The organism is uncultured Fretibacterium sp. (assembly GCF_938030725.1).
Lineage (GTDB): Bacteria > Synergistota > Synergistia > Synergistales > Aminobacteriaceae > Fretibacterium.
This window is the reverse complement of record NZ_CALHIQ010000142.1, coordinates 1-15,438: the sequence shown is the minus strand read 5'-3', so window position 1 is coordinate 15,438 and position 15,438 is coordinate 1. Positions and strand designations below refer to the sequence as shown.

Annotated in this window: 13 protein-coding genes; 8 read left to right on the top strand and 5 right to left on the bottom strand. The window is 63.0% G+C overall.

All coding sequences use genetic code 11. From position 1 onward, the window contains the following. Positions 1-246: 246 nt before the first annotated feature. From dnaN to Q0629_RS08145, 4 genes are read left to right on the top strand one after another with little or no spacing between them, the layout of a single operon-like run. Positions 247-1,419, top strand: coding sequence for a DNA polymerase III subunit beta (gene dnaN / locus Q0629_RS08160; protein WP_298781222.1), 1,173 nt, complete (start codon positions 247-249; stop codon positions 1,417-1,419). 24 nt (positions 1,420-1,443) lie between these two features. After that, positions 1,444-2,469, top strand: a complete 1,026-nt coding sequence (gene recF / locus Q0629_RS08155) for a DNA replication and repair protein RecF (protein WP_298781219.1) — start codon at positions 1,444-1,446, stop codon at positions 2,467-2,469. 33 nt (positions 2,470-2,502) lie between these two features. Further along, positions 2,503-4,395 (top strand): tRNA uridine-5-carboxymethylaminomethyl(34) synthesis enzyme MnmG, encoded by a 1,893-nt coding sequence (gene mnmG, locus Q0629_RS08150; protein ID WP_298781217.1) that lies wholly within the window; start codon positions 2,503-2,505, stop codon positions 4,393-4,395. Continuing rightward, a complete protein-coding gene (locus Q0629_RS08145; protein ID WP_298781214.1) occupies positions 4,392-4,922 on the top strand; it encodes a DUF721 domain-containing protein in 531 nt (176 codons plus the stop codon). The genes mnmG and Q0629_RS08145 overlap by 4 nt, the downstream gene beginning before the upstream one ends. Positions 4,923-4,951: 29 nt before the next feature. Here the strand turns inward: Q0629_RS08145 and Q0629_RS08140 are convergent, their stop codons facing one another. Continuing rightward, complete coding sequence (locus tag Q0629_RS08140) at positions 4,952-6,187, bottom strand: four-carbon acid sugar kinase family protein (RefSeq protein ID WP_298781212.1); 1,236 nt, start codon at positions 6,185-6,187, stop codon at positions 4,952-4,954. Between the two features lie 65 nt (positions 6,188-6,252). Continuing rightward, positions 6,253-8,271 carry a TerB N-terminal domain-containing protein gene (locus Q0629_RS08135; RefSeq protein WP_298781210.1) on the bottom strand — a complete coding sequence of 673 codons (2,019 nt, stop codon included), beginning with the start codon at positions 8,269-8,271 and terminating at the stop codon, positions 6,253-6,255. A gap of 162 nt (positions 8,272-8,433) precedes the next feature. Between Q0629_RS08135 and Q0629_RS08130 the strand changes: the two genes are divergently transcribed. After that, the gene (locus Q0629_RS08130; RefSeq protein WP_298781207.1) at positions 8,434-8,658 is read left to right on the top strand and encodes a DUF3343 domain-containing protein; all 225 of its coding nucleotides are present in this window, start codon (positions 8,434-8,436) and stop codon (positions 8,656-8,658) included. An 18-nt stretch (positions 8,659-8,676) separates the two neighbouring features. On the opposite strand, the gene Q0629_RS08125 is transcribed toward Q0629_RS08130, so the two are convergent. The 3 genes from Q0629_RS08125 to Q0629_RS08115 form a co-directional block, all read right to left on the bottom strand. Beyond that, positions 8,677-9,561, bottom strand: a complete 885-nt coding sequence (locus tag Q0629_RS08125; RefSeq protein ID WP_298781205.1) for a phosphatidylglycerol lysyltransferase domain-containing protein — start codon at positions 9,559-9,561, stop codon at positions 8,677-8,679. A 125-nt stretch (positions 9,562-9,686) separates the two neighbouring features. After that, complete coding sequence (locus Q0629_RS08120) at positions 9,687-9,989, bottom strand: HU family DNA-binding protein (protein WP_298781203.1); 303 nt, start codon at positions 9,987-9,989, stop codon at positions 9,687-9,689. Positions 9,990-12,250: 2,261 nt separating this feature from the next. Further along, on the bottom strand, positions 12,251-13,066 hold the full coding sequence (locus Q0629_RS08115; protein WP_298781199.1) for a slipin family protein: 816 nt from the start codon (positions 13,064-13,066) through the stop codon (positions 12,251-12,253). A 307-nt stretch (positions 13,067-13,373) separates the two neighbouring features. Between Q0629_RS08115 and Q0629_RS08110 the strand changes: the two genes are divergently transcribed. The 3 genes from Q0629_RS08110 to pgsW all read left to right on the top strand — a co-directional run. Beyond that, positions 13,374-14,390, top strand: coding sequence for a gamma-polyglutamic acid synthetase (locus Q0629_RS08110; RefSeq protein ID WP_298781196.1), 1,017 nt, complete (start codon positions 13,374-13,376; stop codon positions 14,388-14,390). Continuing rightward, positions 14,387-14,848 (top strand): poly-gamma-glutamate biosynthesis protein PgsC/CapC, encoded by a 462-nt coding sequence (locus Q0629_RS08105; RefSeq protein WP_298781193.1) that lies wholly within the window; start codon positions 14,387-14,389, stop codon positions 14,846-14,848. The genes Q0629_RS08110 and Q0629_RS08105 overlap by 4 nt, the downstream gene beginning before the upstream one ends. Beyond that, the coding region (gene pgsW / locus Q0629_RS08100) for a poly-gamma-glutamate system protein (protein ID WP_298781191.1) at positions 14,845-15,438 on the top strand (594 nt) is incomplete at its 3' end. The genes Q0629_RS08105 and pgsW, both read left to right, overlap by 4 nt.

Genomic DNA, 15,438 nt, shown 5'->3' with positions numbered 1-15,438 from the left:
TGTGGGCCACGGGATTCGCCCACGCCGCCCACAGGTTATCCACAGCGCTCCCACGAAAAATCCACACGACACAACAACCGAAATCGACGGCATCGCGTCAACTTATCCACAGACTTGTTCGAGGTTATTACTATTACTGTTACTAAAAAATAAAAAAACAAAAGAAACCTCAAACCAATACACAACCAGCAAACGCCAAACGTAAAAAAACTCCAACAAAAAAGACCCAAAAAAGGAGGACCCGGAATGAAACTGGAAATCAACCGAACGGAATTCCTCAAAGCCTGGCAGATGGCCGAACACTCCAGCAACGCCAAAAGCGCCATGAACGCCGTCAGCGGCATCCTGGTCAACACAGGAGATGCCGTCACCCTTGAGGCGACCGACTTCAAGACCGCCATCCGATGCACCGCTTCGGGGGTCCAGACCGTCGAGGCCGGCTCCGCCGTCCTCCCCGTCCGCCTCTTTGGGGACTTTCTGAAGAAAATTCAGTCGGACACCGCCACCCTAGAAGTCGTTCAGGAGCGCGGAACGCTTACGGCCGGGCGAAACAAGATGCGCTTTTCGACCTTTCCCGTTTCGGAGTTCCCCAACATCCCGCGCAGCGACAGCGCCTCAGCGCTCGCCGACGTCCTGGCCGCAGACCTGATGCAGGCGATTAACGAGGGCTCCGTGGCCAGCTCCACGCCGGTGGACTTCCCGAAGTACCTTGGGACCTGCCTCGTGAAGGTCCAGGAAAACCTGATGAGCGTCGTCTCCACGGACAGCAAACGGCTCTCCATCTCGAAGTGTCCCTGCGAGTCCAAGGCCGAGCGGGAGATGATGCTGCCCATCCCCGCCCTGAAGGAGCTGAACCGGCTCACCGGCCTGGGGGACCCGGAGTCACACGTCCAAATCCTGAACGACGGCTCGACAGCCTGGTTTCAGCTCGAAGGGGTGGAGTTCTCCATCCGGTGCGTGGAGTCCGCCTTCCCAAACTACGAGCGGATCCTGACCTCCGACGTCCTCACGACCCTTCGGGTCCGCAAGGACGAAATCCTCCCGGCCCTGGAGCGGCTGGACATCATCGCCCGCAACACCCCGGCCCACCTCGTGGTGCTCCGGCTCTCCCCGGGCGGAGAGCTTGAGATGACCGCGAAGGCGCCGGACTTCGGAACGGCCTTTGAGGTGTTGAGTGCCTCCATTGACGGGGACCCTCTGCGGGTGGGCTTCAACCTGACTTACCTCCAGGACGGCGTTCGAGCTCTGAGGGGCGGCGAAGTGACGGTGGAGTTCAACGGCGAGGAGGGCCAGACCCGCGTCCTTCAGGAGGACTCGGACAGCTTTCTCTACATGCTCATGCCGGCGCGCATCGCCCCTCAGGACCTCCTGGAGGCCGGGGAGGAGGACGCGGCAACGGAGCGGGATCAGCAGGCGTGACCGTCAGCCTGCACCGGCGGAGCCATGCGGTTTGAGGCCTGCGCCCTAAGGGACTTCCGCAGCTTTCCGTCCGCGCGGTTTGAGTGGGGGCCGGGGCTCAACCTCATCTGTGGGCCCAACGGGTCCGGGAAGACGAACCTCCTGGAGGGCCTGAACCTCCTCTCCGGCTGGGGGCCGTTCGGGGGCCGCATCGGCAGGGTCGTGGCCTGGGGCTCCCGCGAGGGGCGGGCCCTGCTGGCTGCGCGGGCGGCAGGGGAGAGCGGGCACGAGCTTCAGGCGAAGATATCGACGCGTCTGACCCTCAGAGCGGACGGCAAACAGGCAAGCTGCACGGAGGTCCGCCTTTTGGTCCCCTCCATCGTCTTTTTGCCCACCGACATCGACCTGATTGACGGCCCTCCCGCCGTGCGCCGCCTCTTTTTGGATCGGCTCTCCGCACTGTGCCTGCCCCCTTACGCGCGGCGCCTGGCGGAGTTTCGGCAGGTGGCCCGACGGAGGGCGGCCCTCCTGCGCCAGGGGCGTTCGCCCCGGGCCACCACCCTGCCCTTCGCCCGTATGGGGGGCTGGATCCTGGAGGCCCGACGCCGGGTGTGTGTGCGTCTGTCCCTCGCGCTGGATGGGATGGACGCTTCGGCGCCGCCCTTCTCCATCGCCCTGCGGCCCGACCTGACCGGGAGCGGCGAGGAGTACCTCCTGGCGGCGCTGGCGGAGCACGAGGAGCAGGAGGCTCGGGCCATGCGCCCCCTGGTGGGTCCCGGACGCGACGACCTGGAGGTCACGGCCCTGGGCCGTCCGGCGTCAGAGTCCCTCAGTCGAGGGCAGAAGCGACGCTTGGTCCTCGCCCTGATCCTGGCCGCCGGAAGGCTTGTGGAAGCCCGGATCGGCCGCAAGCCGGTGTTGCTCTTCGACGACCTGGCAGCGGAGCTGGACGCGGAGGGGCGGGCGGCAGCGGGGACCGCCCTGGCCGGGACCGGCTGGCAGGTCTTCCTCACCGGCGTGGAGGACCCCTTTCCCGATCTGGACAAGAACGTCTGCGCCCTGTTTCGATGAGCGTCAAGGCGGATTCCCCTGGAGGTCGATCCCTTGTTTCAGGAACGATATGACGTGGTGGTCGTCGGCGGAGGGCACGCCGGCTGCGAGGCGGCGCTGGCCGCTGCACGCATGGGCTGCCGCACGCTGATGCTGAACCTGAACCTCGACAACACGGCGATGATGCCCTGCAACCCCTCGATCGGAGGCCCGGCAAAGGGCCACCTGACGCGGGAGGTCAGCGCCCTGGGCGGGGAGCAGGCGAGGGCCGCGGACGCCTCGACGCTGATGGTCCGCTGGCTGAACACCTCCAAGGGTCCGGCCGTTCGGGCTCTCCGGGCCCAGTGCGACCCGGCGCTCTACGGGCTGCACTACCGCAGGCAGCTCCTGTCTCAGGCCAATTTGGATGTGATTCAGGATGAGGCCGTGGAGCTTCTGACCCGGCCGGACGGGAAGGGGAGGCGCGCGACGGGCGTCCTGACGCGGTACGGAGCGCGCTACGATGCCCGGACGGTGGTCCTCTGCGGCGGCGTCTACCTGGGGGGGCGCGTCTTCGTGGGGGCTCGCTCCTTCCCCTCCGGCCCCATGGGCCAGATGCCTGCGGAGGGCCTGCTGAAGTCACTCGCGTCCCTGGGCCTCAGGATGGGACGCATGAGGACGGACACCACGCCGCGCCTGAACCTGGCCACGATCGACCTCAGCGCCGCCGTCCCCCAGAGGTCGGCCGAGGAGCCCCTCTGCTTCGACCTGTGGGGGGAAAAGCGCCTCCATCGGTCGGACTACGCCTGCTGGCTCTCCCGGACCACGGAGCGAACCTATGAGGTCCTGAGGGCGAACATCGGGCGTTCCCCCCTCGTCGCCGGAGGGCTGAGGTCCAACGGGCCCCGGTATTGCCCTTCGATCGAGGACAAGTTCCTGCGCTTCCCGGACCGCAGGACGCACCCCATCGTCTTTGAGCCCGTTTCCCTTGAAACGGGAGAGGTCTACATTCAGAACTTCTCCACCAGCCTGCCCTACGACGTGCAGGTGGAGCTGGTCCATTCCCTGCCCGGCTGTGCCGACGCCAAGATCCTGCGGCCCGGATACGCCATCGAATATGCGTATCTAAGCCCTGACCAAATGTCACCTTCTATGGAGAATCGGGAGGTTTCGGGCCTCTTCACCGCGGGGCAGGTGAACGGCACCTCAGGCTACGAGGAGGCGGCGGCTCAGGGGGTTCTGGCGGGCGCCAACGCCGCCCTGCAGGCGAAGGGAGAGGAGCCGCTGGTCCTGGGGCGATCCGACGGCTACCTCGGCGTGCTGGTGGACGACCTCACGACGAAGAGCACGGAGGAACCGTACAGGATGTTGACCAGCCGCTGCGAGTACCGGCTCCTGATGCGGTGGGACAACGCAGGACGCCGTCTGAGCCATTTGGGGCGGCGGGTGGGGCTGATCGACGACGCGCGATGGGACGCCCTCGCAAAGCGGTGGGAACGGGAGGACGGCGAGGCAGAACGGCTGAAGACGACGCGCCTGACCCCTTCGGAGGGGTGGGCTGCGCTCTTTGGCGAGGCGGGGGTGGAACCCCCGGCGGAGCCCCTGTCCGGGGCGGACCTTCTACGGCGTCCGGGGGTGACCTACGACTTGGTTTCGCGGCTGTCGCCCCCGGAGCGTCCTCTTGACGAGGAGGAGGCGCACTGCGTCGAAACGGCGCTGCGCTATGCCGGCTACCTTGAGAAGGAGGCCCGCACGGCCCAGCGCACGGCTGCCATGGACGGCGTCCCGATCCCGCAGGACCTGGATTACGATGTGGTGACGGGGTTGAGCGCCGAGGGCCGTCAAAAGCTCTCTCGCTGGCGGCCCCAGTCCCTGGGCCAGGCCCTTCGCCTGTCGGGCGTTACCCCGGCGGACGTACAGCTACTCTCGGTGGTCCTTCGGCAGCGGGGTCGGAGGAACGGAGGATGAAGGCCGCGGCCGCCGAGCGCAGGACGGCTGCGCCGGAGGAGCGGGTGACGGCAGGGCGGCCCAGGCTGGACCGCATGGTGTCCGTGAAGGACCTTTTGGGGCGGATCGTCCCGCGGAACGTCCGAGCCGAACGGTTGAGGGAGATGGTGCGGTGCTGGTCCCTCGTGGTGGGGGCCGCGAGGGCGCGGAACTCCGTGCCCTACGATTTTGTGGCGGGGGTGCTCCTCGTGGCGGCAAAGACGCCCCACGCGGCGCAGCAGCTGAACCAGATGAAGGGAAACGTTCGGCGCGCCCTCAAGGAGCGGTGGGACCTGGACGTCGACGAGGTGAAGGTCACGTTGGGAGCGCCGCCCATGAAGCCCGCCGTTTCGGGCCAAAGGCCCGGGAGGCGCGCTCCGGCCATCGAGCCGCCGGAAGCGGAGGTCCGACGTTTTCGCAGCCAGTGCCCTCCGTCCCTGACGCCGGAGACCGCCCAGGCCCTGGCCCACCTCAGGGCCTTCTTCGCCCGGCGCTTTCCCCGCCCCTGAAGCGCTGAAGAAGTCCGGTTAAAAAATCACTACATCCAGGGGAGCCCGCTCCTGCCCTCGCTGCGGTGAATGAAGAACTCCATGCAGTGGACCAGGGCGCTCTCGCCGCCCAGGGAACCGCTCTTGGTGATGAGGGGGAGGCCGTCAAAGGGGCCGCCCACCAGTGTCGTGAGGGTGATCCCCTCCTGGATTTCCCGCTCCAGGGCCACGTTCTCCGCCCGGGCACGCTGGGCGATGCGGGCGGCGCAGTCCCCTCCCGCCACGCAGAGCCCGCCGATCCTCGCATGGCCCATGATCTCGCGGGTGGTGTTCGCCATCAGGTCCAGGAACCCCGCCACGTCCTCGTTGGGGTAGTGGCCGCGGATAAAGCGTCCCTCCTCGTCCTGCGCCACCAGCAGGATGGACTGCCCACAGCGCAGGAGCGGGTCCGCCAGCTCTGCGGTGAGGGGGAGCATCGCTTCCGCCAGGTCGCCGTTCAGGCCCGCGATGCTGACGGGGATGGTCTTGACGTAGCCCTGATCGACCAGCTGGCGCGCCTGGCGGAGGCTTCTGGGGTGGGCCGTCCCCACGACGAAGACGAAGGACTTTGGAGCGGTGGCCAGAGCGTTGGCCAGGCCGATGGACCCGACCCACAGGACGTCCTTGACGGAACGGGCCTTCAGGACGCCGCTGACGATGAGGCGCAGGTCCTCGTCGTTCTCGGCGTCGAAGCAGTAGCAGCCGTTTTGAGCCACGACCTCTGCCGTCCTCTGGGTACGGATATCCTCCCGTGAAACCTCCCTGGGGTCCATCCCGGACTCCCGCAGGAGTTTCGCCACGGCGGCGGAGCTCGCCGGGTGGGCGGTGGTGGCCGTCTGGGGGGACATGGGCTCCTGCCGGTCCAGGTGCAGGGTGCCCTCCTCCACGGCCTTGCGGCTCCTGGAGAAGGCGGAGGCCACGACGATGCAGTCGAACTTCAGCGTGTCGGCGGCGGCGCGGAGCTCAGGGCCCACGTTGCCCCGAAGGCCCGGCTCGATGCGCTTGAAGAAGGCCGCGCTCTCCTTCCAGGGCAAAAGGTCGCGGGCTACGTTCTCAACCCTCTGGGCGGCGCGTTCCGGGGACAGGAAGAACGTTTCCATGTCCAGGGCCACGGCGGAGTACTTGCGCAGGGCGCCCATGGAGCCGGGGTCCAGCGTCACCGCGGCGTTGTACCCGCCGTTCATGAACTTTGCCGCGATCTCTACGGCGCCGGTGTAGTCGTCTGCAATGATCACATAGTCGAACACAGGGATCCCTCCTGAATCACTCAGAGCCGCCCGAAGGGGCGGCGGGTTTTATGCCGTACAATCGGCTACGAGTTTCTGAAGAGCGGCGACAGGGTCTTGAGTAGGGCCTCGCCCCGCTCCAGCGGCGCGCGCTCCTCGTAGGGCGGTGGGGTGGCAGAGGAAACGTTCAGGACGCCACAGACCCTCTCCCGCAGGGCCTGCTCCTCCGCCTGGGTTTGGGGAAGGAAGCTCAGGAAGTCGAACAGGAAGTTGCGCAGGTCGGCCAGGTCCTCCCCCTGAAGCCAGAACTGGACCAGCTCTCCGTAGCGCTCGACGGGGTGGTGGGCGGGGACGTCCAGGAGCCCCTGGGCCTCCAGCCGGACGTTGTCCTCCGTGGAGAGGGAGAAGTAGTGGTTCAGGCGCTGCCGCAGTGGTTCGAAGAGCTTCCGGATCCGGACCTCCATCAGGGCGCAGAGGAGGTCCAGCAGGAAGGAGGCCGCGAGGTAATCCTGTGAGAGCCTGGCCCCAAGCTCCAGAGGGAGGAGGAGGATCGGGTCCTCCCATCCGTAGTCCCAACCGGGCAGCCCCAGGTTGGGCAGGATCTGATAGCCCTCCACCTGAGCCGTTTCCACCATGTTCTTTCGGTCGCCCCCGTGAACCTTATCCGTCGAGCAGTCCAGGCCCATCAACGCGCCCAGCGCGCCCAGGGTGGAGGTCAGGGGGCCGTCGTCGCCACCCTGCCTCAGGGCCTCGACGAATCCCTCGAAGTCGGGCCGTCCCTCCAGGCTCTCCGCCGCGGTCTTGGGCTGTCGGGGCGTCAGGTCGGTGACGAAGTCCCGCCACACGGCGACGAGGGGGTCGAAGACGCCGAGGTCCTCGAAGAAGTTGGGCAGCTCCACCACGCCGTTTGAGGCCTCCTTCTTCGCGTCCAGGGAGGGGTTCGTGGGAGTGTAGGCGAGGGTCAAGGAGGTCTTGGGCTTCGGGAGGATCAGCCCGCCGTTCGTGGCTTCCTTGTAGAGCGGCGTGAACTTCTGGAGGAGCTCGTCGGAGTGGGCGACCTGCGGTGCCCTTTCGCCCAGGGCGGCGGTCCGAAGCCTCTCCGACGTGCGAATCAGGGTGAAGGCCACCGCGGAGGGCAGAGGGAGTTTTGAGTTGGCGTAGGACCCCAGCAGCATGATTAAGAGCTCGCCCGGCACGACGAGGAGTTTCTTGCAGAAGCTCAGGAGCTCGTCCTCCGACAGCCAGATCTTGGCGGCCAGCCAGGTGATGAAGTGGATGAGGCTCGTCAGCACGGCGTCCCAGCGGATCAGGGGCAGCAGGCGAAAGGCCTCCGCAAGGCACAGGCCCATGTCCAGCCGGTCCGCGATGACGCGCCGCTCCAGGCCGTACAGCCACAGGGAGGGGTAGCAGAGGTGAAGGGGGGGCTGAATGCGTCCGCCCGCGAGCCACGTCAGGTAGACGCCCCGCTGGAGGGGCGTCATCTCGGCGTAGGAGGCGGCACCGTCGGCGGGGAGGGAAGCACCCTCCTGAGGGTACTCCACTGGCAGGACGACGTCGATGCAGCAGGGGTCCTTGACGGAGCTGGGGCCGTCGGACCAGTAGGTCACCGGCCCAAGGATGACGAGGTCCCCCACCTGCAGCGAGCCCGTACGGCCGCACCAGCGCAGGAGTGAGGCGGAGGGCTTCGCCTTCTTCGGAGGTTCAGCCGAGGAGCCGTAGGCGTAGGGGGAGTCCTCGCCGAGGGTTGCGGGCGCAGCGGCCGAGTAGGTGGCGCTCCCCACCGCATTGGGGGAGCTGATGGGCTTTGCGGCCAGGACCGTGTCGCAGGGGACGATCTCCTCCTGAAGGATGGCGATGCTGCGGCCCTCCTGCGGCGCCGGAACGGCCTCGGATTGAGGCGTGGGCTCCTCCGCCGGAGCCTCTGGGGCCTTGACGCCGGGCGAACCGATCACAAGCCGATCCTCCTGGGGCGCTTCGGAGGACGCGGCCTGGACCTCCTCCTGCGGGGCAGCCTGAGGGGGCTGCGGGTGCTGGCGCGTCTGCTGCTTTTTGAGCAGTGCGCCGAATGCAACGGCCACGAAGATCCCCAGCATCAGGTAGAACAACTCCGCTCCCTCCCCATTTTCGTCGTTTCGTCACGACAGACGTATCCTTACATTATACCCGTCCACGTCCTTTCGGAAACTTCGCTGGGTCGGCCGGGCCCTTTTCGTTTTATAATTGGGGTCGTGGCAGCAAGGACACCTTCGGGAAGGAGTGGGTTAGGATTGAGCTGCATCGCAACCTTTAAGACGACCAGTATGGCGTTGATGTTCGAGCGGACCTGCCGTGGTGCGGGGATATCGGCCCGTATCGCGCCGGTGCCGCGCAAGCTGTCCTCCAGCTGCGGGCTGGCCTGCGAGTTTCCCTGCGAGGCGCTGGAAACGGTGGAGTCGCTCGCTGCGGACCACAAGATCGACGTGGCCGCCGTTCACGACCTGGAGAAGCTTTAGCGGACTTCAGCAGGGCGCTTATTTGATACGCACGCTGTACTTCTTCAGCATGTCCGTCGGGCCGTAGGACAACTTGGCGGCGCGGAGCCCCTCCTCGCCCATGTCCTCCTCCCGGTTGACCCAGTCGTATCCGGCTCCCTGGTTTTTGAGGAAGAGCTGATTGATGGCCTGGTAGCTTCCAGCATACTCGCCGAAGGCCTTCTCGAAGCGGATGTCGAGGGTCCGGCTGTCGAGCTCCTCCGCGATGGTGTAGGCGACGATCTCGTCGTCCACCTTCAGGATGCCTCCTAGGAAGGGAAAGTCGTCCCAGCGCTCCAGGGCGGCGCGGATGGCGAGGTCCTCGTCGTAGAGCGAAACCGTTTCGTCCTCCGTCATGGTGCTGTCGCGGTGTGCGCGCCACCGCTCCTGAAACTCCATGACGGCGGGAAAGTCCTCCGGGAGCATGGGGAAGTAGTCCCACTCGTAGCTCGATGAAAAGGCCCGGACGCGGTTGCGCTTGTGGGCGTACTTCTTCCCCTTGAGCTCGATGAGCTCCGGCACGGAGTAGACGTATTCCCACTGGTCCCGGTCCTCCTCGACCTCAAGGGCCCCCTTGAGGTCCTCCGGGATGAGCTGTACGGCCCCCTCCGGAACGTCGAAGAGGACCTCCTCCGAGGCGAAGTGCTCCAGAGTTCGGTGCCAGTCGAGCTGGCTCCAGTCCCCGACGGGCCCGCAGATTCCAGGCTTCGGTCCTCTGGAGCGCAGCCAGTACACGGTTCCATCGAGGGCCAGGTCGATGGGGACGCTTGCCAGCCACCCCCACAGGCCAAAAAATGAGTACTCCGCGTAGTGAACGGGACATCGTTCAAAACAGGAGGTGTAGCTTTCCTTGTCCTCCCAGGCTATGGGCTTGAATTGAAGCATTGTGTCTTTTCCTTCCTTAGGGCGGGCACGGCGTGCCCTGACGGTGCGGGCGGTTGAGAGTCCGAAAGAGTAAGAAAAAAGCGGCTCGGACGGCCGCCTTTTTCTCGTTTTGCAGGTTGCAGGGACTACTTTGCCTTTTTCTTGCCCTTGATGGCCAGAACTTTCTCCTTGAGATCCTTGCCGGGGCGGAAGACGGGCACCTTCTTGGCGGGGATCTTCACGACCTTGGTGGGGTCCTGGGGGTTGCGGCCCTCGCGCGCCGCGCGCTCCTTCACTTCGAAGACGCCGAATCCCACGAAGGTGCACTTCTCGCCTCTGGCAAGGGCGCCCTCGATGGAAGCAAACACTTCCTCCACGACGGGGACGACGTCCTTCTTCTTCAGAAGCAGCTTCTCCGCAATCGCATCAATAAGTTCCGCTTTGGTCATTGCTTACGCCTCCAAACAAAGATTTTCCTGCATTTTATCAGCCTTTACGAAATATGCAAGGCCTATTTTGAATTTAAAGGACCATGTCGCAAGACTTTAGAGGATTTTAAATTGATTTAAGTATAAATACGTAGCTCTGATGCCCTTGCCTCCTGTCACACGCTTTGGCTTCCGAGGCAGTGCTTCTTCTCTCCAATAAAGAGCAGTAAAAGTCAATCTCTTTATACGCTAAACTAGTCGATATATAATATATTTATTGTTATAACATTAATAAATAATAATTTTTAATGAGGAATTGCCCCCATTTCCCTATAGAACATAGGAGTGCGCTGCAGGCCTTTTGTTGCAGGGCTCCATCAGGGTGCCTTATGGGCCCGTTGGGTCCAAGTCATCCACAAAGTTAATCACATATCCACATAAGTTATGCACATTTCCCTTCGAGTTTCTTCTCCTGAAACGATGAGAAGATGGACCCCTTAAATCCTCTATAACTGTGGAATTATCAAGCCAGCCTAAGCAGAGAGCCGACTAGCAGCAGATCATGGAATGCTAGAAGTATAATTTCACAGCAAATTAAATTTAAGGAAGTCTGGTGATTTATCTTCTTTAGCGAAACCCTGAGGATGCTGACAAGCACCAAGGAGGTAATTTTTGATTAAACTGTCGAAAACTATGAATTGGGTATTGATGAATGAACGGGACGTTGGGGTTTTAATAGGATGTTTTGGCTTGAATATCTTTCTAAACGATTCGTAGACAAAAACGGCTTTTGTAAGCCTCAACAAAAGCCAAACTGTACATAGTGATACGGCGAGCAGGAGGAACGAAACAACGTGCTAGATGTTCGATATGAAACTGAAATGAGAATATCGCCATTCATCTTGAGTTTTCAGTGATAATTACAAAATTTTTGGGGAAGAAACAAAGCTGCGGTTAGCGTAATTTGCCGAAATTTGCCAAGATGCCTAGCTTGTCTTGAAGAGATTTAGCCATCCGCGTTTGAGGATGGCGTACACACGTCGTCAATGAGCGAAAAATTTTAGCATATCTTGCTCTCATGAGGTGGACATTCGCAAGGTTGTCGATTTTAGTGTTCTTTGTTACGAGTTCAGACGAATCGAAGAATAAAAGGGTGTTTGGATGGTAATGTGTAAAATGACGATGACGATCCGCATTAGGTATTTTTGTGGGGACACTCTACAGAGGGCTCCTCTGACGGGCCGGGAACCACATTGGTTGCGACGTGTTTCGGGACAGCTTTTTATGACGCTGTGGTTAAGCTTGTCGTTTCCACAAGTATCTATTTTAACTGTCATGATAGGGATAAATTTGCAATAGGACGATCGAGTTGATCAAAGTTGTAGAAGTTAGCTGACGATGGGTTATGAGAGCGCTGAGGAAAGCTTGCGTGATTTATCTCCCCTCCGTGAGTAGGTGATGCGCGTTACGAGGCGAAGGGGTTGTTTTTCAGGGGCAACAACTTCCAGCTCCATCAGGACGCTCTCCGATCCTGGGGCCAAAAATCTGGAGTTTGTCTTTTGCTTGGCTCAGCTTGATCGTAATAATTTGCGATTCAAGAGATTTACTTAGTTAGAGCTAGCCTCTAAGTCATTTTGCTAGGGTTGCTAGTTTTTCGCCTTGTTTCACGTGAAACACTAAAGAACAATAGGAAATAAAGACGACTCGGGGAAGACATGTTATGCAGTCCTAAAATAGCACTGAGAGTTAATTATAACAGGCACCACTCCCAAGTGGAAATGAGTGCCCATGCACCAAGATATTTTCAGAATCTTATGGAATGTTTTCATTCCTGCACACAAGGAATTTCGTTTTGCAAATTTTATATAACGCGAAGGTTTAAAGTGACGGTTCCGAAGCTGATACCAATTCACGTTAAGGGAAATGCTTAGTGTTTTTGACTCCTTGGAAGGGGGGCTGTCCCGAAGATGGAGCAATCCATATAAAACGCGATTGGGTATTATCTTCGCACCAACATCGTTGTCCGGCTCAAGTTCGGTGAGGCAATGCTCGTACGAAGGGCTTCATTTTGTGAAATGACAAGCCCTCTTCCGCAGCATGCCGGACAAAACGCTCGTTGAATCGCACATAAAGAGTATCGTAAAGCTGACTTTAACTAACCTTAAGGTGCGGGCGTCCTGCGTTCAGGTCCGTTTGGACTGTCAAGCCGCAGTCTATGGGCACAAAAAAAGCGCCCGCTGGGGGCGCTTGGTCGGTTTTTGGTCCCCACGACGGGGCCGGCGTCAGGCTTTGTCCGGGTTCTCCGTGGTCCGTCCGAAGGCTTGGTTGATGAAGGGGCGCAGCAGGTCGATGGGGATGGGGAAGAAGGTGGTGGAGTTGCGCTCCCCCGCGATCTCGCGGATGGTCTGCAGGTAGCGCAACTGCAGGGTTACGGGGGAAACCTCCATCTGCCGCGCGGCTTCGGAGAGCTTGGTGGCCGCCTGAAGCTCGCCCTCTGCCGCGATGATCTTGGCGCGGCGCTCTCGCTCCGCCTCGGCCTGACGGGCCATGGCCCGCTTCATGCCTTCAGGCAGCTCGAGCTCCTTCACCTCCACCGCACTGACCTTGATGCCCCAGGGATCGGTGCGTTCGTCGATGATCTCCTGCAGCTCTTGATTGATCTTCTCGCGGGAGGAGAGCACCTCGTCCATCTCGACGGACCCCACGACGGAGCGGAGGGTGGTCTGGGCGAGCTGGCTGGTGGCGACGATGTAGTTCTCCACCTCCACCACGGACTTCGACGGGTCCAGGACCCGGAAGTAGACGACGGCGTTCACCTTGATGGCGACGTTGTCCTTCGTGATGACCTCCTGCACGGGGACGTCCAGCGTCAGGATGCGCAGGTCCACCGTCACCGCCCGGTCCAGCAGCGGGATGAGCAGGACGATGCCGGGGCCTCGGCTGCCCACCAGCCGGCCCAGCCGGAACAGGACGAGGCGCCGGTACTCCGGGACGATCCGCACGGAGAAGGACAGGATAAAGAGGAGGAGGACGACGGCCATGAAGAGGCCCCCAAGATTGGAGAGGATGAAGGCAAGGTCACTGGAGTCAAGAACCATAACGATCACTCCCTGTTTGAATTTCGGACGGCGGCGGCCGTCCGCCGACGCGGTCGGTTTAAAGAGCATAGCATAAAAAACGGTGTTAAGAACAGAAAAGAAGTGTTCCCAAAGCTGCAGGTTGCGACGACTCGATCGGGGACCCGGCCCGTCGCCGTGCAGGTTAAGCCGGGCTTGGCCTTGCCCCAGTCCGGTGCGGCAGAAGACGAGCAAACCCTGCCCCTGCTGCGCTTATGCGCTATACTATGAGCGCGAAGCGGAGGCCCTTTCGAGTTTTGTGTTCGCCTATTGGCTGGAGGAACGCTGCATGGATTTGAAACGTGTGGGCATCAGGATCCTCGTGACGGGGACGCGCGGCAAGAGCAGTCTGGTTCGCCTCCTGCATGCGGGGCTGTCGGCCGTCGGGCTCAGGACCTACTCCCGCATCACCGGGGTGCTGCCGCGGGAGCTATCGCCCGCCGGTCCGCGCGTGGTCCGTCGGACCTCGCCCGTGAGCTTTCGGGAGATGCGCTGGTGGCTCTCGCAGATCCCCATGGATGCGGAGGCCCTGGTGATGGAGAACAGCGCCGTGTCCCCTCTCCTTCAGCCGGCGGCGGGGCGTTGGCTCGACCCCACGCTTCTAGTCTGGACCACGCTGCGGCCCGACCACGAAGACGCCTGGGGACCCGGCGTCCGAGGGGCGGCGGAGGCGCTGCTGCAGGGGGTTCCCAAAGGGGTTCCCGTCCTGGCTGGCCCCGAAGCGGCCCTCGTGGCCCGCGTCCTCGAGGCGCGCGGGCCTGCGACGCTGATGGACCTGCCTTTCTCCTTTCGTGAGGGCAACGTCCTCCTGGCGATGAAGGCCCTGACCCTCTCCCTGGAGGGGCTGGGCCTGGCCTCGTCCGAGGCCCTTGCCTCAGCGCAGCGCGCCATGGAGTTCCTTCCCCCGGACGTCGCGGACTTCCGAATTTTGGGCGAGGGCGAGGACCTTCTGGCGGCAGCCTTTTCGGCGAACGAAACGGCCAGCACGGAACAGCTGTTTATCGCGACGGGCTGGAGGGCCGAGGAAACGACGCTGCTCTTTCATCACCGTCCGGATCGGCCCGCGAGGCTTCGGGCCTTCCTTCCGTGGATTCGCTCCCTGCCGTGGCGGGCGACCGCGTTCACCCGCACCTCGCGTCCATGGCTCCGCCTCGGCCGCCTGCGCTGGACGGATGAGATATCGGACCCGGCGTCCTTTGCGGCGTGGCGAAGGGGACGGGGCAAGGTGTTCGCCTGCGGCAACGTCGCGGGCTGGCCGCTTGAGTTTTTGCTGGGCGCGGCACGGTCGCTGGAGGAGGCGTCATGAACGGTTCTTTTGTCGGTGCTCTAAACGCGGCGGAGGCGTGGGACTGCGTCACAATGGCCCTGGGCGTCCTGATGGGGCTCGTCTGGAGCAGGAGGACGGGCTGGGGGTGCGGAGGGCTGGTGACGCCGGGGCTCATGGCGCTCTACGCCGCCTCCCCGGTGCGGGTCATGGCGGCGCTGGTGATGGGGCTTCTCCTGGCGCCGCTCCTGTCCTTCGTTGCCCGTTCCCTGGCACTCTATGGGCGGGAGCGGGCGGGAGCGGCGATGCTGCTGGCCCTGGCCGCCCACCTGGCCCTGCTGTTCGTCGTCCCCTCGCCGCCCTGGTTGGGGTGGGTCGTGCCGGGGCTGATCGCCGCCGATGCGGAGCGGCAGGGAGCGGTCATGACGGTGTGCGGGGCAACGTCCTGCGCCATTGCAGCCTCCTTCGGCGTGGGGTTGATACGGGGACTCCTCGGATGAGGGGCGCCAGGGCGCCCTTCGTGGGTGGCTCCCCCTTGCGCCTCCTGTTCCTGACGGCGGCGCTGGCCGCGCTGTGGCTGTCGTGGACCCCGCCGCTCAGCCCGGCAGAACAGCGGCTGTACGACAAGGTGTTGGCGGCTCAGGCCTTCCTCTGGGAGGAGCTGGGCCGCCGCGACCTGCCCCGCGACGAAGGGGCAGACCCCTACCACAGCGGGCTGATCGGGCTGGAGTGGAGCGTGACCACCACGACGCAGGGGGACCTCAAGGCCAAGCGCTGCGCGACGGACCCGCTCTGGGCGGTGCAGATGCTGCGGTGGTTCGATGAATTGGGGCTCGTGAAGGGGGATCGGGTCGTGGTCCTTGCCTCCTCCTCCTTCCCCGGAGCCATCTATTCCGTCCTGGCCGCCGCGGAGACCAGGGGTCTCGACACGGTCCTGGGGGTTTCCCTGGGGGCCTCCAACTGGGGGGCCAACCGGCCGGAGGCGCCGTGGCCCGTGCTCTCGAAGGCCCTGATCGACGCCGGGTTCCTGCGCACCCGTCCCGCGCTCTGCACGCTGGGGGGCGGGGGGGAGAACGGGGGAGGGATGCCT

Excerpts from the sequence above, each read along its gene's own strand:
- Q0629_RS08110 (WP_298781196.1), top strand. The coding sequence starts at position 13,374 with ATGGATTTGAAACGTGTGGGCATCAGGATCCTCGTGACGGGGACGCGC.
- Q0629_RS08120 (WP_298781203.1), bottom strand. The coding sequence starts at position 9,989 with ATGACCAAAGCGGAACTTATTGATGCGATTGCGGAGAAGCTGCTTCTG.
- Q0629_RS08145 (WP_298781214.1), top strand. The coding sequence starts at position 4,392 with ATGAAGGCCGCGGCCGCCGAGCGCAGGACGGCTGCGCCGGAGGAGCGG.
- Q0629_RS08125 (WP_298781205.1), bottom strand. The coding sequence starts at position 9,561 with ATGCTTCAATTCAAGCCCATAGCCTGGGAGGACAAGGAAAGCTACACC.
- dnaN (WP_298781222.1), top strand. The coding sequence starts at position 247 with ATGAAACTGGAAATCAACCGAACGGAATTCCTCAAAGCCTGGCAGATG.
- recF (WP_298781219.1), top strand. The coding sequence starts at position 1,444 with ATGCGGTTTGAGGCCTGCGCCCTAAGGGACTTCCGCAGCTTTCCGTCC.
- Q0629_RS08115 (WP_298781199.1), bottom strand. The coding sequence starts at position 13,066 with ATGGTTCTTGACTCCAGTGACCTTGCCTTCATCCTCTCCAATCTTGGG.
- Q0629_RS08105 (WP_298781193.1), top strand. The coding sequence starts at position 14,387 with ATGAACGGTTCTTTTGTCGGTGCTCTAAACGCGGCGGAGGCGTGGGAC.